A 25,017-nucleotide genomic window follows, 5' to 3' on the forward strand; every position below is an offset into this window, starting at 1 on the left:
TCCGGTCACGGGGCGCACTGGCAGGTTTTCCTGTTCTGGAAACGCTTAAGCGCGTCGAGGATTTAGCCCTTGATCGAGTCATCAGACCGGCGACGCCAGCGGCTTGTACATGGGTTGTACCTGCAAGCCATGGCATTCGCGGGGCGCAGTGGCGTTGCGATAACCCAGATGATGATAAAACCCTTGGCCGGTGCGCGTGCTGTCGAGTTGCGCGTGAAGGTCTCCGCGAACCCGCAGCCAGCCTTCCAGATCTGCCATCAGCGCCCGCCCGACGCCGCGGCGAAATGACTCCGGCTGGACATGACAAAGCAGAATCTGACCGCCATCGGCCGCCATGCCGACGCCGACTGGCTTGTCATCGAGCAACGCCATGCCCAGGTAAAACTGCGGGTCGGCGAGCCGGGCACTGATGAAGTCGGCGGACTGCAGGCCGATCCAGCGGCTGACGAGTGACGGCGCATTGCGGTGATCGAGCGCACAACCAAAGCGGATCGAACGTTCGATGATGCGGCTGATGATGCCGGCGTCGGCCGGTGTGGCCGGGCTGATGCAGATGGGCACTTCCATGGCGCAGTTCCCTCAATCCATTGAGTCAAAGCTGCGTCGACCTTACGCCCACCCCGAGCGGATAGCGAACGCCGAGAAGTTACATTTGATGTGTCCCTGTGGGAGCGAGCCTGCTCGCGAAGACGGCACAACAGACAGCATCGATGTGGCTGTAAAACCGCTTTCGCGAGCAGGCTCGCTCCTACAGGGGACTTGTACAGGGTTCAGACGCGTTGCAAGGGCATGGTCAGCTCAACCCGCAAACCATCGGCGCGGCTGTCGAAATGCAGCGCACAGTCGCAGCGCTGCACGATCGCCTGCACGATCGCCAGGCCGAGGCCGCATCCGGTGCTCTGGCCGTTGCGCCAGAAACGTTGGGTCAGGTGTTGCAGATCATCGGGGGCAATGCCTGGACCATGGTCACGCACGACGAAGCGCACGCGATTGCCAAGGGTGATCAGGCTCAGCTCGACCATGCAGTCCTCGGCGGTATGGCGCAGGGCGTTGTCGAGCAGATTACGCAGCGCCGCAATCGCCAGCGCGGCGGGCATTTGCAGCGGCGCTGTCGACAGATCTGTCGGCAGTTGCAGCTGGATGCGTGTGCGCTCGCCGCCGGTGGCGTCCTGAATCGCCAGGCGTGCCACTTGTTCGGCGCTGTATTGCGAGCCGTCGTCGAACGACAGGCTGCCCTCGACCCGCGCCAGCAACAACAATTGCTCAAGGGTGCGATGCAGACGATCGGCGCCCTCCTCGGCCCGCGCCAGCGATTGATCGCGGGCGCTGCCATCGGTCATCCGTGCCACTTGCAGGTGGGTCTTGATTGCGGTCAGCGGGCTGCGCAGTTCATGGGCGGCGTCGCCGGTCAGGCGTCGTTCACGTTCGATGGTCTTGCCGATGCGCTGGAACAACTGGTTCTGGGTTTCCAGCAACGGTTTCAATTCGCTGGGAAACGCCTGAATCTGCAGCGGCTCCAGCGAATCGGCGTTGCGCCGCATCAGCGCTTCACGCAAGCGGTTGAGGGGCGCCAGCCCCTGGCCGATGCCGAGCCATAACAGGCACAGACAACCGAGCAGCGCCACACCGACCGGCACCGACGCAGCCAACAGGATCGACATGTTCAGCGCCTCGCGCTCGATCTGCCGATCCGCCGTGGTAATCCGCACATCGCCTCGTGCCAGCGTAAAGCTGCGCCACGGCGCGCCGTCGATCATCTGATCGTGAAAGCCCATTTTCTCGGCTTCCAGCGCTTGTTCGGGATTGTTATGACTGCGCGCCAGAATTTCCCCACGCAAGGAGCTGACCTGACAGGCCATGCCGCCGGGAATATTCAGTTGCTCGGCGCTGAAATGGGTGCCCTCGCCTTTGCTCGGCAGCGTCGGCAATTGCTCGAGCAGGCCGGCGACCATGCGCGCCGAAGCGACCAGACGCTGGTCGAGGGAAAACATCATCTGATTGCGCAGATCACTGAGCATCCATGCCGCCGCCAGCGCCCAGATCAGCGCAAACGCAGCGCCGAGGGTCAGGCTCAGGCGCAACCGCAGACTCATCACTTGCCTTGCTCTCCACCGTCGGCCGGGCCGAGGCGATAACCCAGACCGCGCACGGTTTCGACGATGCCCTTGCCCAGTTTGCTGCGCAAATGGTGGATGTGCACGTTCAGCGCGTTGCTCTCCAGTTCATCGTTGAAACCGTAGACGCTGTCCTTCAATTGCTCGGTGGACAGCACCCGGCCACGATTGTGCAACAAAGCCTGTAACAGCGATTGCTCGCGCCGCGACAAGTCCACTGGTTGCCCGGCCAGGGTGGTTTCGCGGCTGCTTGGATCATAGGTCAGCGCGCCGTGTTCGATCAGATTGACGCTGCGTCCGGCGACCCGACGCAACAAGGTTTGCAGGCGCGCGAACAGCTCACGCAGGTCAAACGGCTTGAGCAGGTAATCGTCCGCCCCGGCCTGCAAGCCGTCGACGCGGTCGGTCACCGAGTCGCGGGCGGTCAGAATCAGCACCGGAATTTCCAGCCCGCCCTGACGCAATTGCTGCAGCAACTTGAGGCCATCTTCGTCGGGCAGGCCGAGATCGAGCACCATCACGTCGAATTCGGCGACCTTAAGCATCGCCCGCGCTTTCGACGCTGTGTTGACGTGCTCGACCGTCAAACCCTGAGCCGTGAGGCCGGCAACGATGCCGCTGGCGATCAGCTCATCGTCTTCGCAAACCAGTACGTGCATGGGCGCTCCGAAAATAAAAAGGCGAGTGAAGCAGGCGAGGATTAAGCGGCAATTATGGCCTCCAGCGGCATTGACGGGAAGCCGCATCCGGGGACGGCAAACCAGGCCGGAAACCTTCTTAAATATGTACACCCATGCGGAAACACTTTGCGCCTGTATCGCCCAACACCGCTGATTTAGCCTTGGCGTTGAAGTTTCCACCCACTGTTAAAAGGACTTACTGCACATGCCTCAACTAAAAAACTGCGTCGCCATCGACTGGCGCGCCGGCCCGGATCGCATCTATTTCTTTTTCAAAGACAGCGAGACCTACTCTCGCTTCGATCTGGGCGCCAACAAGGTTGCCGATATCTACCCCGCGTCTACGGCGGGCAGTTGGGATAAATTCGACCCGTTCGTCAAGGACTTGCGCTTCGGTTTTACCACCACGTCAATCGGCTTCAACGCCCCAGGCGACGAAGACATCGCCTGGTTATTCCATTACCAGGGTTCAACGCCCATGGTCTGCAAGTACGATCAGGATAAAGATGCGGTTGCCAGCTTTCAAAAAGTCGCCGATTCGATCTGGAAACCGATCCTGCCGTACTTCGACCAGATCATTGCCGGCACCTGGTTCGAACTGACCGGGCAAGCGTTTCTGTTTCGCTTCATTCTCAATGACGGACATTATCTGTCGTTCAATTACAGAGCAAAAACCCTGACGCGCAAACCGTTCGGTGAATATCAATTGGGGGCGTTGAAACCCTACAAAGACCGCATCATTACCGCTGCGCAAAATGACCGAACGTTTGCCGACAGCTACTGGTACATCTTTCTGACCAACAACCAGTATCTGGTCTACAACATTCAGACTGATCGACTGGTGTCCGGCCCGCACACGATCAACGACGGCAACTGGCCCGGATTGCTGCGCGGTTGATTGGCCGAGCAAGAGAGAGCCTTGTACGATACGGGTTAATTATCGGTTAATCGCCGCCGCCCAATCTGCACCTCACTTGCACAGGGACAAGGCTCCTCCATGCGTCATTTTTTGCTTTTGTTTGCTCTCTTGATCTCGGGCCTGGCCCAGGCAGGAAACAATCCATTCGATACAAAACCGGAGTTCTTGCCGGTCGACAAAGCCTTCGTGCTCACGTCAGAACGTCTTGAATCCGGGGAAACCCAGTTGTTCTGGCAAATCAGCGACGGCTATTACCTGTATCAGAAACGGTTGAAGTTCGACGGGCTCACCGCCGACCAGCAGCCGACGTTGCCCGAAGGCGAATCGCACAGCGACGAGTTCTTCGGCGAGCAACCGGTCTACCGTCAGGGTCTGGAAGTGAAAATCCCGGCAGCGGCCAACGGCCAGATCAAGGTCAGCTATCAAGGCTGCGCCGATGCCGGTTTGTGCTATCCACCGCAAACCCGCGTGATTGACCTGGGCGGCAAGGCGGCCGTTGCGCCGGGCGCAGAAGCACCGGATCAGGCCTTGGCCAGCAGCCTGCAACAACGGGCGTTGGGCTGGAGTTTATTGGTGTTCTTCGGCCTCGGTCTGCTGCTGGCCTTCACCCCGTGCACATTGCCAATGTTGCCGATTCTGGCTGGCATGGTGGTCGGCAGCGGCGCCACGCCGCGTCGAGGCTTTGCTCTGGCCGGCAGCTATGTGATCTGCATGGCGCTGGTTTACGCAGCGATGGGGGTGATTGCCGCGCTGCTCGGTGCAAACCTGCAGGCGTGGTTGCAAAACCCTTGGTTGCTCGGCACGTTTGCGGCGATTTTCGTGATATTGGCCCTGCCGATGTTCGGCTTCTTCGAACTGCAGTTGCCGGTGGCCCTGCGTGATCGTCTCGAACACGCCTCGCGCAGTCGCAGCGGTGGCAGCCTGATCGGCGCCGGGATGCTCGGTGCGCTGTCCGGTCTGCTGGTCGGCCCGTGCATGACCGCACCGCTGGCCGGCGCCTTGCTGTATATCGCGCAGACCGGCAATGCCCTGCATGGCGGCTTGATTCTGTTCTCGCTGGGCATCGGTATCGGTGTGCCGTTACTGTTATTGGTGACCGTGGGCAACCGCTTCCTGCCCAAACCCGGCGCCTGGATGAACCTGCTCAAAGGTGTGTTCGGCTTCCTCTTTCTGGCCACCGCGTTGTTGATGCTGCGCCCGGTACTCGATGCGTCGTTGTGGCTGGGCCTGTGCGGTGCGTTGCTGTTGATCGCCGCGTTCTGCGCCTGGAAGCAGTCCGAAGGTTTTGGCCGCGTCGCGCAGGTGTTCGGCGCCACTTCGCTGCTGCTCGGGTTGTGGGGCAGTCTGCTGGTGATTGGCGCGGCCGGCGGCAGCGACGACCCGTATCAACCATTGCAGGTCTACAGCGCTGGTCGTGCCAGTTCTGTGGCACCGTCCGGGCATGAGGCGTTTACCACGATCAAGGAGCCAGCGGCGCTGCAACGCGAACTCGACGCGGCCAAGGCTCAGGGCCAGTGGGTGTTGCTCGATTACTACGCCGACTGGTGCGTGTCGTGCAAGGTCATGGAAAAGCAGGTGTTCGGCAAGGCCAATGTCATGCAGGCGTTGAATGATGTGCGCCTGCTGCGGCTCGATGTCACCGCCGACAATGCCGCCAGCCGTGAGCTGCTCAGCCGCTACAAAGTGCCGGGGCCGCCGAGTTTCGTCTGGATCGGCAGCGACGGTGAAGAACGTCGCAGCCAGCGGATTACCGGCGAAGTCGATGCCGATACATTCCTGCAACGCTGGAACGCTACCCGAGACGCCAACTGATGCTCACTTTGACCCTCGGCACCTTTGCCATCGCACTCAACCATTTGCTGCTGATCAGTGCCCTGGCGCTGGCGACTTTTGTCGGATGGCGGGTGGCCAAGCGCGGTGGCGATAACCCCGAGTCGGCACTGTTCAGCCTGTTTCTGCTAGGCATGCTCGCCGCGCGGGTGGCCTTCGTCGCGCTGTACTGGTCGCACTATCGCGCTGACCCGTGGCAGATCATCGACCTGCGTGACGGCGGTTTCCTCGCCTGGCCGGGGGTGATCGTGCTGTTGCTGGCGGCGCTGTATCGCGGCTGGCGCCGTCCCGGGCTGCGTCGTCCGCTGGGCTTCGGCGTGGCGAGCGGTGTGGCGTTCTGGCTGCTGGCCACGCTATCGCTGAATATTTACGAACAAGGTACTCGTTTGCCGGATATCACCCTGCGCAACGCGGCCGGCGAGACCATCCAGCTCAGCGATTATCAGGGCGGACCGCTGGTGATCAATCTCTGGGCGACCTGGTGCCCACCGTGCCGGCGTGAGATGCCGGTGCTGGAAAACGCCCAGCAACAACGCCCGGACCTGACCTTCCTGTTCGTCAATCAGGCCGAAAGCATGCAAAGCGTGGCGACTTTCCTCGAAACTCAGGGCCTGAGCCTGAACAACGTATTGTTCGACCGCAGCGGTCGCCTCGGCCAGGCCGTGGGGTCGATGGCATTGCCGACTACGCTGTTCTATAGCCCCGACGGTCGCCTGCTGAGCAGCCACCTCGGTGAACTGTCGAACGCCAGCCTGGCCCGTGCGCTGGAAAACTTCGACACGAACGTCCCCCATTCGAACCCGGCCACCGCACCGGCCACCTCTGCAAGGAAACTGCCATGCCCCGCCTCCGCCACCTGCTGACGCTGACCCTGAGCGGCGCCCTGCTGCACTTGCCGTCGGTGCAGGCTGCTGAAGAACTGCCCGCCGCGATCAAGCAGATCGAAGCCAAGGGCGCGAAGATCGTCGGCCAGTTCGATGCCCCCGACGGCCTGCGCGGTTATGCGGCGCAATACCAGAATCGCGGCATGGCGCTGTACCTGACGCCAGATGGCAAACATGTGCTGCTGGGCAATCTGTACGACGCCGACGGCAAGGACCTGAGCAGCGAGCCGCTGCAAAAACTGGTCTACGCGCCGATGGCCAAGGAAGTCTGGGCCAAGTTCGAGGCGAGCAACTGGATTCAGGACGGCAACAAGGATGCACCGCGCACGGTGTACCTGTTCAGCGATCCGAACTGCCCGTACTGCAACATGTTTTGGGAGCAGGCACGGCCATGGGTGAAAGCCGGCAAGGTGCAATTGCGCCACATCATGGTCGGCATCATTCGCGAAGACAGCCCAGGCAAATCGGCGGCGCTGCTGGCGGCGAAAGACCCGGCCAAGGCCCTGGAAGATCACGAAAAGGCTGGCAAGGGCAGCTCGCTCAAAGCCTTGAAGGATATTCCGGTGGCGGTGCAGACCAAGCTGGCGGCGAACATGCAGTTGATGGAAGACCTTGAGCTGCAGGCGACACCGGCGATCTTCTACATGGACGACAAGGGTGAGCTGCAACAGCAGCAAGGGGCGCCGACGGCGGAGAAGCTGGTGAAGATTCTGGGGCCTAAATAACCTTTGATTTGGGGCGCGTGTACCGACGCCTTCGCGAGCAGGCTCGCTCCCACACCTGGAATGCGATCAAAATGTGGGAGCGAGCCTGCTCGCGAAGAACGATGACGCGGTCTAGCGGTTGCGCTCGTTCAGGAAACTCAACAACGCATCCGTCACAAACTGCGGATTCTCCAGATTGGAGATATGCCCCGCCTCGGGCACCAGCACGCATGGGCAGCCGATCAACTCAGCCATTTCCCGGGCTTCCGCCGGCGGCCGTGGCTTGTCCTGATCGCCGCACAGCACCAGCGTCGCTGCTGCATTCAACTCGCCCAGGCGTGGCAACAAGTCGTTGCGACCAAAGGTGATGCGCCCCATCGGCACGATGCTGTCGCGCAGTCGATCGGCGGAATACGCCGCCAGTTTCGCGCGGAAGTCCTGATACAGCGCCGACTGCGGATCGATGCCCGGACGGAAGAAGATCGGCACGACGATATCGAGCAGTTGTTCGGAAATTTCGCCGCTGTCTTCGATCTGCTTGAACAGCGAGAAATAGTACTGGCGGGTCGGCTCGGGTTCGACGCCGACATAGGTGTCCATCAGCACCAGACCGTTGAGTCGTTGCGGCGCCGAAAGCGCCAGGCGCACACCCCACATGCCGCCGACCGACAGGCCCACCAGCGTGACGCGGTCGATCTGCAGATGGTCGAGCAAGGCTTGCGCCTGACGGGCGATGTCATTCAGTGATGAGGTGCCTTCCGGCAACCGCCCCGACTCGCCATGGCCCCACAGGTCCAGCGCAATCACCCGATAATGCGGTGTCAGCGCGGCGATTTGCGGCGCCCACATGGCGTGATCCCACAAGTAACTGCCGGCCAGCAGCACCGCCGGCCCAGCGCCTTGATCGGTGTAATGCAGCGCTTGTCCGTCAATCGTGAAAAAAGCCATCGACCATCCCCCGCGAGAAAATAGAGAACCGGCAGACTGAGCTGCCGGTTGCTGATCGTCAAGGATCGAAATGTACAGTCACTTACCGGTTGATTTGTGTTGAATTGACCGACGCCATTCGCGAGCAGGCTCGCTCCCACAGGGATTTTGTGAACACCAAAGATCCTGTGTGGGAGCGAGCCTGCTCGCGAAGAGGCCAATGCAGACACTAAATAATCAAAGCCCCTCCAGCGCCGCCATCAGATCATTCAACCGATCAACCTTCTCCTCAGTGATGTCACTCGCCGCCAGTCCATTGATGTACTCGGCCAACTCCTCCACCGTGCTGCACTCGAACATCGCCCGCAGCGGTACGTCGCGTTGCAGGGTTTTCTGCACCCGCGAGGCAATCTGCGTGGCCAGCAACGAATGCCCGCCCAGCTCGAAGAAGTTGTCGCGCACACCGACCTTGTCGACCTTCAGCACCTCGGCCCAGATATCCGCCAGGGTCTGCTCCAGTTCATTGCGCGGCGCCAGGTAGTCGTGGCTGTGCAACTGGCCGATCTCCAGCGCCGGCAAGGCTTTGCGATCAAGCTTGCCGTTGGCATTGAGCGGCAGCTGATCGAGCCACAGCCAGTGCAGCGGCACCATGTACTCCGGCAGTTCGGCGCGCAGGCGCTGTTTGATTCGCTCCAGGCGTTCGTTCGGGTTCAGTGCGCAATCCGCAGCGACCAGATAACCCACCAGATGCTTGCCATTGGCGCCCTCCTGCACACCGACCGCACCGTCGCGCACTTCCGGCTGTTCATGCAAGCGTGCTTCGATCTCGCCCAGTTCGATGCGGTAACCGCGAATTTTCACCTGATGATCGACGCGGCCGACGTATTCCAGCACGCCATCGGCGCGCCGCCGCGCCAGATCTCCGGTGCGATACAGACGCTCGCCCGGCGCACCGAACGGGTTCGGCACAAACACCGGCGCGGTGCGCAGCGGATCACTGACGTAACCGCGACCGACGCCGGTACCGGCCACGCACAATTCGCCCACCGCGCCCAGCGGCACCAACTCCAGCGCACCATCAAGCAGGTACAGCAAGTTGTTGTCGGTCGGCGTGCCGATCGGCAGATAGCTGCCGCGCGTCGATGCCATGTCGACACGGAAGAACGCCACATCGTCCGAGCACTCGGCCGGGCCATAGGCGTTGACCAGTCCAATGTCGGGGTAACGCAGCAGCCACTGGTGCGCCAGCTCCGGCGGCATTGCTTCACCGGTTGGCAGCATCCAGCGCAGGCCATCCAGGCTCAGCCGCTCGGAAGCAAGCATGCCTTGAATCAGCGACGGCACGCTTTCCAGCACAGTGATGCCCTGTGCTTGCACATGCATCAGCAAACCCTGCGGATCGTGAGCGATGGTGTTCGGCACGATGTCGACCCGCGCGCCGAACAACGGCGCGGCGAGGAACTGCCAGACCGAAATGTCGAAACTTTGCGAAGCGGTCTGCGCGATCACATCGGCTTCGCTCAGTTGCAGATACGGCACCTTGCTCAACTGGTTGTTGAGCATGCCGCGCTGCTCGACCATTACTCCTTTCGGCTGCCCGGTGGAACCCGAGGTGTAGATCACGTAAGCGAGATTGTCCGGGCCGCTATAAAGACCTGGGTTCTCCACCGAGGTCACCGCGGCCTGAAGCTCTTCCCAGACCAACAACCGTGGACGATGCGCGCAACCACATTCATCGAGCAATGCTTGCGCCTGTTCGCGGCAGGCCTGACTGCAGACCAGCACCGGCGTGCGGCTCAGTTCGACGATGCGTTGCAGGCGCTGGCCCGGCAGGCCCGGATCGAGCGGCAGATAGCCGGCGCCGGCCTTGAAGCTGCCGATGATCATGCCGAGCAGATCGAGATTGCGTTCACTCAGCAGCGCCACCGGTTGATCGAATCTCAACCCGGCGCCGATCAGTGCGTGACCGAGGCGGTTGGCGCGCTGGTTCAGCTCGGCATAGCTCAGCTGTTGATCGAGACAGCTGGCCGCGATGCGTTGCGGATGTGCGGCGACCTGCGCTTCGAACAGCGCGACGTAACTCTGCTCCAGCGGATAATCCTGCGCACTCTGGTTGCAACCGTGCAGGAGGAAATCCTGCTCCTGCACACCGAGCAGCGGCAGCTCGGCCATGTCGCCATGGAAACCTTCGACCAGCGCCAGCAGCAAACGCTTGAACTCAGCGAGCATGCGTTCAACCGTCGCCTCGTCAAAATAGCGCTGGTCATACGACAGGTGCAGACCAAGGTCATCGCCCGGGTAACACACCGCCGTCAGCGGGAAATTGGTGTGGGTGCGGCCGGAATCCGAGGTTGCGTTGAGGCTCTGTGCGCGGTCCAGCACCGAAACTTCCACCGGGGCGTTTTCAAAGACGAACAGGCTGTCGAACAGCGGCTGGCCCTTGGGCAATTCGCTTTGTTCCTGGATGTTCACCAGCGGCAAATATTCGTACTCGCGCAACTGCATGTTGCAGTCGAGCAGCGCGCTCAGCCATTGCCGTACGCTGCAGCGCTCATCGTCCGCCGGCATCTGTACGCGCAGGGCAATGCTGTTGATGAACAGACCCACGGTGCGTTGCATTTCCGGCATTTCTACCGGGCGCCCGGCCACGGTAACGCCGAACAGCACGTCGCGATCACCGCTGAGGCGGCGCAGGACCAGCGCCCAAGCCGCCTGGGCGAAGGTATTGATGGTCAGCTGATGCGCCTGCGCCAGTTCACGCAGCCGCACACCGTCCTCGACCTCGAGGCGGGTGTAGCAGTCGCCGACAATCATCCCGCCGCTTTCGCCGGCATGTTCACGCAGGAACGGACGGTCGCTCGGGATCGGTGTGGTGCGCTCGAACCCTTGCAGATTCTGCTGCCACCACTGTCGCGCCTCGGCCAGGCTCTGGCGTTGCAGCCAGCCGATGTAATCGCGATAACGCGGCGGCGTACTCAACTGCGCTTCGCGGCCTTCGCCAAGGGCGCTGTAGATCTCGAAGAAATCGTTCATCAGCAGCGAACGGCACCAGGCATCGATGAGGATGTGGTGGTTGCTCATCATGAACCAGTAACGCGCCGCGCCAACCTTGATCAGGCGCAGATGAAACGGCGCTTGAGCGAGCAGATCGAAACCGGCCTCGCGCTCGCCTTTCAGCAGTGCTTGCAGCTGCGGCTCCTGCTCGACTTCGGCGATGGCGCTCCAGTCCAGGTAGTCGATCGGCGTGCGACCCGGCGTGTGGATCACTTGCAGCATGTCTTCGCCGACGTTCCAGCAGAACGATGCACGCAACGCTTCATGCCGGGCAACCACCGCTTGCCACGCCCGGGCAAAACGCTCGGGGTCGAGTTCGCTGTTGATGCGGTAGCGATCCTGCATGTAGTACAGACCGGTGCCCGGTTCGAGCAAGGTGTGCAGCAGCATGCCTTCCTGCATCGGCGTCAGCGGATAGACGTCTTCGATGTGCGCGGCCGGCACCGGCAGCGCATCGAGTTGCGCCTGGGTCAGTTGCGCCAGCGGGAAGTCCGACGGCGTCAGGCCACCCGCCTCGTCTTGCAGGCAATGGATAATCAGACTGTGCAGCTCAGCCAGGTAGGCATCGGCCAGATCGGCGATGGTCTGTGGTTCGAAACGCTCGGCGCTGAAGGTCCAGCGCAGCTGCAGTTCGCCGCCGTAGACTTGACTGTCGACACTCAGCTCGTTCGGCAAAGGCGCCCGCGGATCGTGGGCGGCACCGACCGACTCGTCGAGCGGACGGAACAGCGCATCGCTGGCGAAGCTCTGGTCGAACTGGCCGAGGTAGTTGAAGGTGATCGGCGCACTCGGCAGCGCGGCCATGCTCGCACGGCTGGCGTCGTCGGCCAGATAGCGCAGCACGCCGTAACCCAGGCCTTTGTGCGGCACCGCCCGCAACTGTTCCTTGATCGCCTTGATCGACGCGCCCTGCCCGGCGCTTTCTTCACTGCCGTACGGCGTCAGGCGCAGCGGGTAAGCGCTGGTGAACCAGCCGACCGTACGGGTCAGATCGATCTCGTCGAACAGGGTTTCGCGGCCGTGGCCTTCCAGTTGAATCAGCGCCGATGCCTCGCCAGTCCAACGGCACAGCACACGGGCCAGCGCGGTCAGCAGCAAGTCGTTGACCTGCGTGCGGTAAGCGCTCGGCGCCTGTTGCAGCAGTTGCCGGGTACGCTCGGCATCGAGGCGCACGCTGACGGTTTGCGCGTGACGATTCTGTCGCCCGCCCTGTGGGTTCGCACACCGCAAATCGATACTCGGGCCGGCCAGTTGGGCCTGCCACCAACCCAGTTCCTCGCGCAGGGATTCGCTGCCGGCGTAGGCCTGCAAACGCGCGGCCCAGTCTTTGAACGCGCTGGTTTTCGCCGGCAGCTGCAGCGGCTGATCTGTGTCGAGCTGGCGATAGACCGTTTGCGCATCGTCGAGCAACACGCGCCACGAAACACCGTCGACCACCAAGTGATGAATCGCCATGAACAGGCGTTGCTGGCCCTGCGGGCCATCGACCAGCACCGCACGTAACAGCGGGCCTTGCGTCAGATCAAGGCTGCGCTGGGCCTCGGCGAACAAGGCTTCGCACGCGCCCATCGACTCGACGCGGCGGTGCCAGAAAAAATTCGCCGCGGACAGTGGCTCATGGGTGGCTTGCCACTGACCATCGACCTCGGCGAAACGCAGACGCAACGCATCGTGCTGCTCGATCACCGCCAGCAGTGCTTGCCCCAGAATCTGCGGTTGCAGCGCCACGCTCGGCTCCAGCAGCAACGCCTGGTTCCAGTGCTGTCGCTGGGGAATGTTCGTGTCGAAGAACCAATGCTGAATCGGCGTCAGGCGCGATTCACCGGTCACCAGACCCTGCTCGGCCGTCACCCGCTCGGTGCGGCTGGCGACGGCGCCAAGGCTGTGCACGGTCTGATGCTGGAACAGATCCCGTGGGCTGAAATGAATGCCCTGCTGACGCGCGCGGCTGACCACCTGGATCGACAGAATCGAGTCGCCGCCGAGTTCGAAGAAGTTGTCGTTAAGGCCGACTTGCTTAACGTTGAGCACTTCGCACCAGATCTGCGCGAGGCTCTGCTCCAGTTCATTGCTCGGCGCTACATAGTCCTGACGGTTGAGCTCCGGGTCCGGCGCGGGCAAGGCGCGGCGGTCGAGTTTGCCGTTGGCAGTCAGCGGCATGCTTGCCAGCAGAATCAGGTGGGTCGGCACCATGTAATCCGGCAGTTGTGCCTTGAGGTGCGCCTTCAGCGCTTCGCGCAGTTCGGCTTGGCGGGCTTCGCTTTGCCCGGCGACTTCAGTCACCAGATAGCCAACCAGTTGCTTGCCGCTCGGTGCATCAAGCGCGAGCACTACTGCTTCGCGAATCGAATCGTGATCGAGCAGGCGGGTTTCGATTTCGCCCAGCTCGATGCGGAAACCGCGAATCTTCACCTGATGATCGATACGCCCCAGATATTCCACCAGACCATCGGCACGCTGGCGCACCAGGTCGCCGGTGCGGTACATGCGCCCGCCATCAGCGGCAAATGGATCAGCGACAAAACGTTCCGCGCTGATTCCCGGACGATCGTGATAGGCCTGCGCCAGCCCGGCGCCACCAATGAACAGTTCACCGGTCGCACCTTGCGGCACCAGCGCCAGATCGGCGTCGAGAATGTAAGCCACGCGCGCACCGATCACGCTGCCGATCGGCACGCTGCCGGCGCCCTCTTCCAGCACCTCTGGCGCCAGACTGGCCAACGGCATGACCACGGTTTCCGTCGGGCCATAGGCATTGAAGAACAGCGCCGGTTTGAAGGCTGCACGAATGCGCTGCAAGTGCTCGCCGGTCAACGCTTCGCCGCCGGTGATGATCATCCGCACTGGCAGGATTCGATCTTGCGTGGCGAGGAACTGCGCCAACTGGCTGCCATAACTCGGCGTGAAGCCGAGGACGTTGATCCGATGGTCACGAATCAAACCGCAGATTTCCTCCGCGTCCCACTGCCCCTGCGCACGCAGCACCACTTGCGCGCCGCTGAGCAACGGCACCAGCAGACGCTCGGTGGCGGCGTCGAAGTTGATCGAATAGAAGTGCAGTTCGCAGTCGTCGGGACGCATGCCGAAACGCTCGATCACCGCTTGGCAGTGCATGGCGATTTCGCCGTGGGAAACCACCACGCCTTTCGGCTGGCCGGTCGAACCCGAGGTGTAGATCAGGTACGCCTGATGCTGCGGCAGGCTGATCAACGGCAACTCGCTCGCCGGGTAATCGGCGAGTGCCGCACTGTCGTCTTCCAGGCACCAGCGCACGACGCCGGGCGGCAGTTCACCGAGGGCGGCGAACATCGACCGATCACTTAGCAGCAAACCGATGCGGCTGTCTTTAATCATGTAGTGCAGACGATCGAGCGGGTATTCCGGGTCGAGCGGCACATACGCGCCACCGGCCTTGAGAATCGCCAGCAGGCCGATGACCATTTCCAGCGAACGCTCCAGCGCCAGACCAACCCGCACTTGCGGGCCAACGCCGCGCTCGCGCAGGGCCCAGGCCAGACGATTGGCGCGGGCGTCGAGTTCGGCATAGCTCAGGGTTTGCCCGGCGAAGGTCAGCGCCGGCGCATCCTGGCGCGCCAGTGCCTGTTCGGCGAACAGGTGATGAATGCACTGGTCGAGACGGTGCGTGCCCGCTTCGACACCAAGGCTGTCGAGCACCTGTTGTTGCTCGGCTGGGTCGAGCAGCGGCAGTTCGCCAAGACGTTGTTGCGGGTCGGCGATCAGCGCTTCGAGCAAATTGCGCCAGTGCCTCGCCATGCGTGCAATGGTCGGCTCGTCGAACAGATCGGTGCTGTAGGTCAGGCAGCAACCGAGGCGATGATCGAGGTCGGTGACTTCCAGGTTGAGATCGAATTTGGTCGCGCGGGCATCGTTGGCCAGGTACTCGACGGTCATGCCGGCCAGGCTGCGGCTCTGCTGAAATTCCCAGCGCTGCACGTTGCACATCACCTGAAACAACGGGTTGTAGGCAGCGCTGCGCGGCGGCTGCAACGCCTCGACCAGATGATCGAACGGCAGGTCCTGATGCGACTGACCTTCGATCACCGTGTGGCGTACCTGTTCGAAGAGTTCGCCGACCGACATCATGCCGTCGAGCTGGCAACGCAGCACCTGAGTATTGAGAAACGCCCCGATCAGCCCTTCGCTTTCCGGGCGGATGCGGTTGGCCACCGGCGCGCCGATGCGCAGATCGGTCTGGCCGCTGTAGCGGTACAGCAAGGTGGCAAGCGCAGCCGTCATGGTCATGAACAGGGTCAGACCGTGTTGCGCATTGAATGTCCGCACGCGCGCGGCGAGGTCGTCGCTGAGGTTGAAACGGAACAGTTCACCCTGGTGGCTTTGCACCGCCGGACGAGGACGATCGCCCGGCAGTTCCAGCAATGGGTGTTCGCGGCCCAGTTGCGCGGTCCAGTAGTCGAGCTGACGCTGACGTTCGCCGGATTCCAGCCAGTGGCGCTGCCAGACGCTGTAGTCCAGATACTGCACCGGCAGCGGCTCCAGCGGCGATTCGCGCTCATCGACAAACGCTTCGTACAACGCGCTGAGTTCGCGGGCGAAGATGTCCATCGCCCAGCCTTCGGTGACGATGTGGTGCATGGTCAGGACGAAGTAATGCTCGTGCTCTGCGGTCTTCACCAGACAGGCGCGCAGCAGCGGGCCGGTTTCCAGATCGAACGGCCGATGTGCTTCTTCGTCGGCCAGTTGCTGGACCTGTTGCTCACGCACTTCAGCAGCAGATCCGGAGAAATCCTTCCAGCCCATGCGCACGCCCGTTTCGCCATGCACCTGCTGGCGGGCAACGCCGTCGACGCTGGGGAATGTGGTGCGCAGGGTTTCGTGACGCAGGATCAGCGCTTGCAGGGCTGCTTCAAAATGCTCGACGTGCAACACGCCGCGCAGCCGCGCCATGCCGCCAACGTTATACGCTGGGCTGTCCGGTTCCATCTGCCAGAGGAACCACATGCGCTGTTGCGAAAAGGACAACGGCACCGCTTGGCTGCGATCAACCTTGGCGATCGGTGGCTGTTCGTTGGTGCGCCCGCTGAGCTGAATCTGCCGAACCTGCTCGGCGAAATCGCCGAGCTCGCTGTGTTCGAACAACGTGCGCAGCGGCAGCTCGACGTCGCAGGCCTGACGGGTGCGCGAAATGATTTGCGTGGCCAGCAGCGAATGACCGCCAAGGGCGAAGAAATCGTCGCGCAGGCCGACCCGGGTCAGGCCCAGCACTTCACGCCAGATCGCGGCGATCTGTTGTTGCAGCTCAGTCACCGGTTCGACGTGCTCGCGCATCTGCCATTGCGGTTCGGGCAAGGCACGGCGGTCGAGTTTGCCGCTGGGGCTCAACGGCATGGCGTCGATGCGCAGCAGTTGCGCCGGGACCATGTATTCCGGCAGCTCGGCGGCCAGTGCGGTTTTCAGACGGGTGATTTGCTCGTCCTGGTTTTCGCGAGGATCGGTTGCAGTGAAGTAGCCGATCAGTTGCGCGCCAGCAGCGGTTTCGCGCGCCAGCACCACGGCTTGAGCGACGCCATCCTGGGCGAGCAAATGCGCCTGGATTTCTTCCGGTTCGACGCGAAAGCCGCGCAGCTTGACCTGCTGATCGAGACGGCCGAGGTATTCGATCACGCCGTCACTGGTCCACCGTGCGCGGTCGCCCGTGCGATACAAACGTGCGCCCTGCTCGCCCAGTGGATCGACGACAAAGCGTTCAGCGGTCAACGACGGACGCCCCAGGTAACCGCGAGCCAGACCGATGCCGCTGACGCACAATTCGCCCGCTACACCGGCCGGCAGCGGATTGAGATCAGCATCCAGCACGCGGCAGATCACGTTGCCCAGTGGACGGCCAATCGGCGAGCGTGCGCCATCGGCACCAGTGCAATGCCAGTGGGTGACGTTGATCGCGGTTTCGGTCGGGCCATAACGGTTGTGCAGTTGCACCGCCGGCAACTGTGCCAGCACGCGGTTGCGCAGTTCGGCGGGCAGCGCTTCACCGCCAGAAAAGACCCGGCGCAGGCTGGTGCATTCGATGCTCAGCGGTTCGTCGATGAACAGCGCCAGCAGCGGCGGCACGAAATGCAGCGTGGTCACGCCAAACTGCTGCACGAGCCGGGCGATGCGATGCGGATCGCGATGTTCACCGGGACCGGCGAGTAACAACCGCGCGCCAGTAATCAAAGGCCAGAAACACTCCCACACCGAGACGTCGAAACTGATCGGCGCTTTTTGCATCAGCACGTCGGTTTCATCGAGACGGTAAGTGTTCTGCATCCATTGCAGACGTTCGGCCAGTGCCGCGTGGGTATTGCCGACGCCTTTTGGCTGGCCGGTGGAGCCCGAGGTGTAAATCACGTAAGCGAGGTTGTCGCCATGCAGGTGCAGACCCGGTGCCTGGCTCGGCCAGTTTTCCAGATGCAGGGCGTCCATGGCGATCACGCTGACGCCGTCGCTGGCCGGCAAGCGCTCGAGCAATCGGGTCTGGGTCAGAAGCAATTCGACGCCGCTGTCGCGCAGCATGTAGGCCAGCCGCTCGTCCGGATAATCCGGGTCCAGCGGCACGTAGGCGCCGCCAGCCTTGATGATTGCCAACAGACCGATCAGCAGTTGCGGCGAACGCTCGGCGGCGATCCCAACGCAAACATCCGGACCAACGCCTTTATCGCGCAAATAATGTGCGAGGCGGTTGGCTTGCGCATGCAGTTCGGCGAAATCGAGGCGGCCGCCGTCCCACACCAGCGCCGTGCGCTGCGGGGTCAGGCCTGCCTGTTGATTGAGCAGTTCCGGCAGCCATTGTTGCGCCGGAGCGCAGGGTGCTGCGCTCCAGTGTTGTTGGTGTTGCTGCTCATCGGGCGCCAGCAATTGCAGATCGCCGATCGCCTGCTGCGGCTGCTCGCAGACATCGCGCAACAGGTTGCAGAAGTGCTCGGCCAGTCGCTCGATGGTGGCCGCGTCGAACAGTTCGCTGGCGTAATCGAAGGACAGGGTCAGGCGCCCGTTGCGGTCTTCTTCGCTGTGCAGTTGCAAGTCGAGCTTGGCTTCGCGGCTGTGCCACGGCAGTTCTTCGGCGAGCAGCCCCGGCAAGCGCTTGAGCGCACTCAGATCCCGCTGCTGATGGTTGAACATGACCTGGAACAGCCCATGTTCGCGGGCCTGCGGAAAAGCTTCGAGCAATTGTTCGAACGGCAGATCCTGATGCGCTTGTGCGCCAAGTGCCGCCAGGCGTGTCTCGGCCAGCAATTTAGCAAACGACTGGCGCGAATCGATCTGCGCACGTAGCACCTGGGTGTTGATGAAGAAACCGATCAGCCCTTGGGTTTCCAGGCGCGGACGGTTGGCATTGGGCACGCCAATGCGAACGTCGCGCTGACCGCTGTAGCGATACAACAGGCTTTGCCAAGCGGCGAGCAACAGCATGAAGGTGGTCGCTTCGTGCGCCTGCGCGGTGTTGCGGATGGCTGCGCTGAGGCTCGCGTCCAGCCGCAGGCTATGCCGCGCTGCGCTGTGTTTTTGCTGGACGGAGCGTGGGTGATCGGTGGCCAGTTCCAGTGCCGGATGCTCGTCGCCCAGTTGTGCCTGCCAGTACGCCAGTTGCCGCTCGCCCTCACCTTGTGCCAGCCATTGGCGCTGCCAGTTGCCGTAGTCGGCGTATTGCGTGGGCAGCGCTGGCAGTTCAGCCGTCGCGCCTTGGCTGACGGCGGCGTACAGGCGCGAGAACTCGTCGAGCAGGATGTTCAACGACCAACCGTCGGCAATGATGTGGTGCATCGTCACCAGCAATTGGTGATCTTCGTCGTCGAGGCGAATCAGGCTCACCCTGAGCAGCGGGCCTTTTTCCAGATCGAATTGCGTATGCGCCTGGTCTTCGCGGATCTGCTGGGCGCGGGCTTCGCGCTCGTTCGCCGGCAGGTCGCTGAGGTCGATCACCTGCAGATTGAATTCGCCGGCGGCCACGACGTGTTGCAGGGCGACGCCGTCGCGCTCGAAGAAGCGTGTGCGCAGGGATTCGTGGCGCTCGATCAGTTGCTGGAAACTGCTGCGCAGCGCGACCTCGTCGAGTTCGCCGCGCAAGCGCAGGGCGCCAGGAATGTTGTAGGCGCTGCTGTGCGGATCGAGTTGCCAGGTGATCCACAAGCGGTTCTGTGCCAGCGATTGCGGCATCGGCTCGCTGCGCGGCAGCACGGCGATCGCATCTTGGGCGCTGCCGCCGGCCTGTTGCTGTTGCGCCACGGCAGCAGCGAACGCTGACAGGGTTGGCGCTTCGAACAGCAGGCGCAGGTTCAATTCCAGCGCGAGTTCTTCGCGCACCCGGGCGATTACTTGCGTGGCCGCAATCGAGTTGCCGCCGAGCAGGAAAAAATGATCGTCGCCGACAATCTCTTCAACGTTCAATTGCTCGGCCCAGATCTGCCCGATCCGCGCTTGCAGATCCGAGCCACTGTTGGGCGCGGCCCGGGATTCAGCCGTCGTCGACGGGAACAGCGCATAGCTGTCGAGGCTGCCATCGACCAGACCACTGCGGCATGCCGAGCGCTGCAACTTGCCGCTGGAAGTTTTCGGCAAGGCGCCCGGATTGAGCAGGATCACCACACTTGGCGCTTGTTGATACGCCTCGGCCACCGCTTGGCGAATGGCTTTGATCAAGGCTTGCGGCGCGAGGATTTTCTGCACGCTGCGGCTGATCTCCGCGGCGATACCGATGCCCTCCGCGCCCTCGTGATTGACCGCGAACGCGGCCACGCGGCCTTTGCGCACCACTTCCACTTCGTTCTCGACGGTCTTCTCGATGTCCTGCGGATAGAGGTTGTGACCGCGCACGATCAGCATGTCTTTCAGGCGTCCGGTGACGAACAGCTCGCTGTCGCGCAGAAAACCCAGATCACCGGTTCGTAGCCAGGTACGGCCAGCGTGCTGGACGAAGGTCTTGGCGCTGGCCTCGGGGTTGCGCCAGTAGCCGTGAGCGATACTCGGCCCGGCGGCCCACACTTCGCCGACGGCGTTATCCGCCAGTTCTTCCAGCGAATTCGGTTCGACGATCAGCACCGCGTGCTCCGGCTGGCTGATGCCGCAGCTCATGATCGCGCTGCCATCACCCGGCTCGGCGCGGTTCTGCGCCAAGGCTTGATCGTCGACACGCAACGCTGGAATGCCGGTGCCGCGCGGTGTGCCAGCAACGAACAGTGTGGCTTCGGCCAAGCCGTACGAGGCCATGAAACTGTCAGTGCTGAAACCGCACGCGGCAAATTTTTCGGCGAAGCGCTCGAGGCTGTCGAGGCGGATCGGTTCGGAGCCGGAATACGCCACGCGCCAGCGACTCAAATCGAGGCGCGCCAAGGCGGATTCGCTGACCCGTTCGCTGCACAGGCGATAGGCAAAATCCGGCCCGCCACTGATGGTGCCGCCGTATTCGCTGATCGCTTCGAGCCAGCGCAATGGTCGGCCAAGGAAATACGCCGGCGACATCAGGACGCACGGCACGCCGCTGAAAATTGGCTGCAGCAAACCGCCGATCAGGCCCATGTCGTGGTACAGCGGCAGCCAGCTGACGATCACATCGTCCGGATTGACGTCAATGCCGAAACCGTGGCGGATCAACTGTTCGTTGGCGACCAGATTGCCGTGGCTGACCTGCACGCCTTTGGGCAATGCGGTGGAGCCGGAGGTGTATTGCAGAAAGGCGATGTGATCTGCAGTCAGCGTCGGCTCGAGCCAGTTTTCTGCCAGCGCCTCATCGAGGTTGTCGACGCACAGCAGCGGCGGCGCGCCTTCGATCTGCTGCAAGGCGTCGCGCAGATCGGCGCTGGTCAGCAACAGGCGTGGTTCGGCATCGGCAATGATCGACAGCAGTCGTTCCTGATGATGCCGCCGTGCCGATTCCGGCGGGTAGGCCGGCACTGCGATCACGCCGGCGTACAGGCAACCGAAAAACGCCGCGACATAATCCGGGCCGCTGGGAAACAGCAACACCGCGCGGTCGCCCGGTTGCGCCTCAGCCTGCAACGCGGCGGCGATGGTCCGCGCCCGCTGATCGAGTTCGCGATAACTGAGTACCACAGCCTGCTCCTGGTTTTCGGCAAGAAAACGCAAGGCCAGTCGATCCGGCGTCAGGGCCGCGCGGCGCTGAAGGGCGTGGACCAGGGTGCTGGGGAGTTCGAACGCGTCGGTCATGAGGTTTCCTGCCTGAATTCGGCTTGCTGATGGAATCGGGTTGCTGCGTCACGCCTTGCGAAAAGGCATGCAGGGGCGCGGTCAGTGCCGACCGCGCAAGGCATCGGAATGCTGTCTGGCCAAGAGCAATACCCGCAGCCATTCACAGATGAGAACGGATGACGTCTGCAAATAATTAGTCGACAGCCGCGCCCCTCAACGGGGCTGGGGTGCGGCGGCGTGTCGCAGTTCGCAAAACACAATTGCTTGCAGCATTAGTTCTCTTTCTCAATTGACAATCATTATCATTCAACATAATTTGTCGCTCGATGTGTAGGACAGCCCTGCCCCCAGGGGCGTCCCACTAACCAATTTGGCAGCAAGGTGATTTCCATGACGGAACAAGTATCCACAAGCAGGTGCGATTCACCGCTACTTCAGGCATTCGTCGATAATCGGCTGATTCTGGTCAAGATCGCCGCGCGCATTACCGGTTGTCGCTCGCGCGCCGAGGACGTCGTGCAGGATGCGTTTTTCCGCCTGCAATCGGCGCCACCGATCACCTCGTCGATCAAGGCGCAACTGAGTTATCTGTTCCAGATCGTGCGCAACCTCGCCATCGATCACTACCGCAAACAGGCGCTCGAGCAGAAATACTCCGGCCCTGAAGAGGAAGGGCTGAATGTGGTTATTCAGGGTGCTTCGCCGGAAACCTCGCACATCAATTTCTCGACCCTGGAAAACATCGCCGACGCCCTGACCGAACTGCCGAGCCGCACGCGCTACGCGTTCGAGATGTACCGCCTGCATGGCGTACCGCAAAAGGACATCGCCAAGGAACTCGGCGTCTCGCCGACCTTGGTCAACTTCATGATTCGCGATGCGCTGGTGCACTGCCGCAAGGTTTCGGGCAGCCGTCGCGATACGGTGGCTGTGGGTCGTCGTTAGGATCTGGATTTTGCGTCACGCCATTTGCGAGCAGGCTCGCTCCCACAGGGTTTTGTGAACAACACAAATCCCATGTGGGAGCGAGCCTGCTCGCGAAGAGGACTTGAGAGCACAACAGATCTCAAGCCCGATCATTTCAAGCCAGCTTGCACCGATCAAAAAACCGCTCACGCCCGAGCATCATCAGCGCCGCGCGCTTGTGCGGAAAGTCGAATTCCTTCTCGCAGTGGAAACACTGGTTGTGCATGTGGCCGATCATCTTCGCGTTGTCGGCACGCGGCTCGGCGACCACCCGTTGCGTGCGCGGATCATCAAGAAACAGGTAATGCACCAAGGCCGATAACCAGCTCGCCACTTTGTGCGGGCCGCGGTGGTCCTCCTCGCCGACCAGCATGTGGATCCCGCGATCGTAATCATCGGCGTCGTAGAACGGCGCGATGCGATCCTCCTTGGCCCAATAGGCTTCGAAATAGGCAAACGGCTGATCGTCGAAACAGCCGATCAAGGTCAACGTGTGCGGGTCAGCCTCGAGTTTGCCGAGGTACTCGCGGTGCTTGTCGAGGCTGCCCTCCTCCTGCCAGAAACTGGCCACGCGCGGGCTGTTCTGCCAACGATTGAAACGCGATAAATCGCCCTCGATTTCAACGGTGCGCAAGGAAATCCACGCGCCGAGCCGCGCGTCGAAACGCCGATAGACTTCGCCGCGCGGTTTGACCGGGCGCCGTGGATGGCGCTTGCCTTCGCTGATGATCATTTGCTGCGGATAGCTGCCGGTCAACGAAGTCCCGAGCCAGGGTTGCGGTAATTGCCAGAACAGCGTGCGTTCGCAGCGATATTCGCCGCTCATCTCGGTGCTCACCAACAAACCGCTGAGCAAAGCTTCGGTCGGTGGCTGATCCAGCTGCCAGGTCAGCTGCTGACACTCAGGATCGCGCGCGAACAGCCAGTAACAAGCCGCCCACAGCGCCTGGCCGGGCGGCAACGCGAAGCGCTCATCGATCTGGATCGGGCCCTTCGCGTCGCGATCAAGGCGCAGACGAATCAACGGCTGGCCGTCAAGGCTCAGGCTCAAACGGCTTTCACTGGCGTCAGCGCTCAGTTGACTGCCCGAGGGTAAAGCCAGGGCAGTCAGGTCATTCAGATAGGACATGGGGCGGGCTCACGTTAATCGTCGACAGTTAGACGATGTGACGTGAGCGGCAGGGGGAAATTTAGGCTTTCAGCGCAAATCGGCGTCTCAGCGATTGAGCACCGGCACCACGGCGATTTTGTACGGATCGAAAATCTTCAGCATTTCGCCGTTGTCGCGAAGCGCCTGCAAAAGCTTGCCGAAGGCCACGCCGCTGATCGGCGCCGCCGGGCGCAGAATTGCATAGTGATGGTAGATCTGATCGACGCGCTGCGAGACCAGCAACTCATCACGGACCTTCTCGTTACGCAGCAGGTAATCGCTCAGGTACGAGCGGGTCACCAAAGCGATGTCGGCGCGTGAGCGCAGCACCATCAGCAGGTTGCTGTCGTGGGAATAGGTCAGCGTCGCGTTGAATTGCTGCGCGAGGTATTTGGGGTCAGCGTTGAAGGCGGCAAACTCGTAGTGATAGCCGCTGAACAGCGCCAGGCGTTTGCCTTTGAGGTCAGCGAAGTAGTTCTGCTGACGGCCGTCTGCACGTTGGGCGACGAAAATCTCCGCATCTTCAAGGCCCATGTCGACGTCGCTGTGGGGGATGTCTTTCCAGCCCCATTCAGGGTTCTCGAAGATCGCCATGTCGATCCGGCCCTGCTTGAAGTCACCGAAACGCCGGGGAATCGACGTGGGCACCAGGACGAACTGATAGTCGCTTTGCAAACGGTTCAGCGCTTCGACCAATTGCGGCAGCAGACCGGTATCGGCGCCGTTTTCCGGGCGGATGGTGTACGGCGGAAAATGCGCCGCGCCGACCCGGACCAATTGCGCGGCCTGAGCGGGCAATACCCATAATGCAGCCAGCGCTGCGAGCATCAACCCCGCGACGGTCCGAATTGGCAAAGACTTCAAAACACCCCACTCCCCGAAAAAATACCGATCAATGCATTCAAGCTAGGCGGTTTCGCCCAGTTAGCCAGTTTCCCGGCTGGATAGAAAGTCGTTCAGCGCTCTTCGAGGACCAGAATCAGTGCCTCGTCGGCCAACTGATCGAGGCTCAAACTGCCGCCGGCACGGAACCAGGTAGTGGTCCAGGACAGTGCGCCGGTCAGGAAACGTCGCGTAATAAAAACGTCGCCACGGATAAATCCGGCGTCCTTGGCTTCACCCAGTACTTGCAACCAGATTTCTTCGTAAACGTCGCGCAGCGCCAGTACTTTGGCCTGGCCCTCTTCGGACAGCGAGCGCCACTCATAAACGAGCACCGCCATGGCCTCGCCGCTGCCGCCCATGATCGACTGCAATTCACAGCGGATCAGCGCCAGTACGCGTTCGCGCACATCGGCGGCATCGGCCAGCGCCGCGCGCATCAAAGCGGTGTTGTAGCGGATGGTTTCTTCCATCACCGCGCGCAGGATTTCGTCCTTGCTTTTGAAGTGATGAAAAATGCTCCCCGACTGAATGCCGACCGCGCTCGCCAGATCACGCACCGTGGTGCGTTCGTAGCCTTTGTTGCGAAACAGGTGAGCCGCCACTTGCAGCAATTTGCCACGCGCGCTGTCGGGGTCGGTCAACTGGCCACTGTCGACCAAATCGCGCATGACCCTCAGGGCTTTTTGCTCGTCCACCCGTTCTCTCCTACAGTCGATCAGTGTCTTGCCCCCCTGAAACCG

At 62.0% G+C, this 25,017-nt stretch carries 13 protein-coding genes; 5 read left to right on the forward strand and 8 right to left on the reverse strand.

The window, feature by feature from the left end:
- Positions 1–81 precede the first annotated feature (81 nt).
- The 3 genes from ACGSLL_RS16645 to ACGSLL_RS16655 all read right to left on the reverse strand — a co-directional run bounded on the left by ACGSLL_RS16645 (position 82) and on the right by ACGSLL_RS16655 (position 2,773).
- On the reverse strand, positions 82–567 hold the full coding sequence (locus tag ACGSLL_RS16645; RefSeq protein ID WP_394507163.1) for a GNAT family N-acetyltransferase: 486 nt from the start codon (positions 565–567) through the stop codon (positions 82–84).
- A 203-nt stretch (positions 568–770) separates the two neighbouring features.
- On the reverse strand, positions 771–2,093 hold the full coding sequence (locus ACGSLL_RS16650; protein ID WP_394507164.1) for an ATP-binding protein: 1,323 nt from the start codon (positions 2,091–2,093) through the stop codon (positions 771–773).
- Entirely contained in the window at positions 2,093–2,773 is a 681-nt protein-coding gene (locus ACGSLL_RS16655) for a response regulator (protein WP_203418838.1), read from the reverse strand. Before ACGSLL_RS16655 ends, ACGSLL_RS16650 begins: the two co-directional genes overlap by 1 nt.
- A gap of 226 nt (positions 2,774–2,999) precedes the next feature.
- Here ACGSLL_RS16655 and ACGSLL_RS16660 point away from each other — a divergent pair, with 226 nt between their 5' ends.
- From ACGSLL_RS16660 to dsbG, 4 genes are all read left to right on the forward strand, one after another.
- Positions 3,000–3,692, forward strand: coding sequence for a hypothetical protein (locus ACGSLL_RS16660; RefSeq protein ID WP_394507165.1), 693 nt, complete (start codon positions 3,000–3,002; stop codon positions 3,690–3,692).
- Positions 3,693–3,791: 99 nt separating this feature from the next.
- Positions 3,792–5,525, forward strand: a complete 1,734-nt coding sequence (gene dsbD, locus ACGSLL_RS16665; RefSeq protein ID WP_394507166.1) for a protein-disulfide reductase DsbD — start codon at positions 3,792–3,794, stop codon at positions 5,523–5,525.
- Positions 5,525–6,406, forward strand: a complete 882-nt coding sequence (locus tag ACGSLL_RS16670) for a prolipoprotein diacylglyceryl transferase family protein (RefSeq protein ID WP_394507168.1) — start codon at positions 5,525–5,527, stop codon at positions 6,404–6,406. Before dsbD ends, ACGSLL_RS16670 begins: the two co-directional genes overlap by 1 nt.
- The gene (gene dsbG / locus ACGSLL_RS16675) at positions 6,382–7,152 is read left to right on the forward strand and encodes a thiol:disulfide interchange protein DsbG (protein WP_208940352.1); all 771 of its coding nucleotides are present in this window, start codon (positions 6,382–6,384) and stop codon (positions 7,150–7,152) included. Before ACGSLL_RS16670 ends, dsbG begins: the two co-directional genes overlap by 25 nt.
- Positions 7,153–7,263: 111 nt before the next feature.
- Here dsbG and ACGSLL_RS16680 read toward each other — a convergent pair whose 3' ends face one another.
- Together ACGSLL_RS16680 and ACGSLL_RS16685 are read right to left on the reverse strand one after the other, a co-directional pair.
- Positions 7,264–8,079 carry an alpha/beta fold hydrolase gene (locus ACGSLL_RS16680; RefSeq protein ID WP_394507169.1) on the reverse strand — a complete coding sequence of 272 codons (816 nt, stop codon included), beginning with the start codon at positions 8,077–8,079 and terminating at the stop codon, positions 7,264–7,266.
- Positions 8,080–8,295: 216 nt separating this feature from the next.
- The gene (locus tag ACGSLL_RS16685; RefSeq protein ID WP_394507170.1) at positions 8,296–21,294 is read right to left on the reverse strand and encodes a non-ribosomal peptide synthetase; all 12,999 of its coding nucleotides are present in this window, start codon (positions 21,292–21,294) and stop codon (positions 8,296–8,298) included.
- Positions 21,295–21,666: 372 nt separating this feature from the next.
- Here ACGSLL_RS16685 and ACGSLL_RS16690 point away from each other — a divergent pair, with 372 nt between their 5' ends.
- Entirely contained in the window at positions 21,667–22,221 is a 555-nt protein-coding gene (locus ACGSLL_RS16690; RefSeq protein ID WP_090284852.1) for an RNA polymerase factor sigma-70, read from the forward strand.
- Positions 22,222–22,357: 136 nt separating this feature from the next.
- Here the strand turns inward: ACGSLL_RS16690 and ACGSLL_RS16695 are convergent, their stop codons facing one another.
- The 3 genes from ACGSLL_RS16695 to ACGSLL_RS16705 all read right to left on the reverse strand — a co-directional run bounded on the left by ACGSLL_RS16695 (position 22,358) and on the right by ACGSLL_RS16705 (position 24,972).
- Positions 22,358–23,371 carry a GNAT family N-acetyltransferase gene (locus tag ACGSLL_RS16695; RefSeq protein ID WP_394507171.1) on the reverse strand — a complete coding sequence of 338 codons (1,014 nt, stop codon included), beginning with the start codon at positions 23,369–23,371 and terminating at the stop codon, positions 22,358–22,360.
- 87 nt (positions 23,372–23,458) lie between these two features.
- Positions 23,459–24,256: a substrate-binding periplasmic protein gene (locus tag ACGSLL_RS16700; RefSeq protein ID WP_394507172.1), complete on the reverse strand. Its 798-nt coding sequence runs from the start codon at positions 24,254–24,256 to the stop codon at positions 23,459–23,461.
- A gap of 92 nt (positions 24,257–24,348) precedes the next feature.
- Positions 24,349–24,972, reverse strand: coding sequence for a TetR/AcrR family transcriptional regulator (locus ACGSLL_RS16705; RefSeq protein ID WP_394507173.1), 624 nt, complete (start codon positions 24,970–24,972; stop codon positions 24,349–24,351).
- Positions 24,973–25,017: the final 45 nt, after the last annotated feature.

The sequence above is a fragment of the Pseudomonas retamae genome (assembly GCF_043496865.1).
Taxonomy (GTDB): domain Bacteria; phylum Pseudomonadota; class Gammaproteobacteria; order Pseudomonadales; family Pseudomonadaceae; genus Aquipseudomonas; species Aquipseudomonas retamae.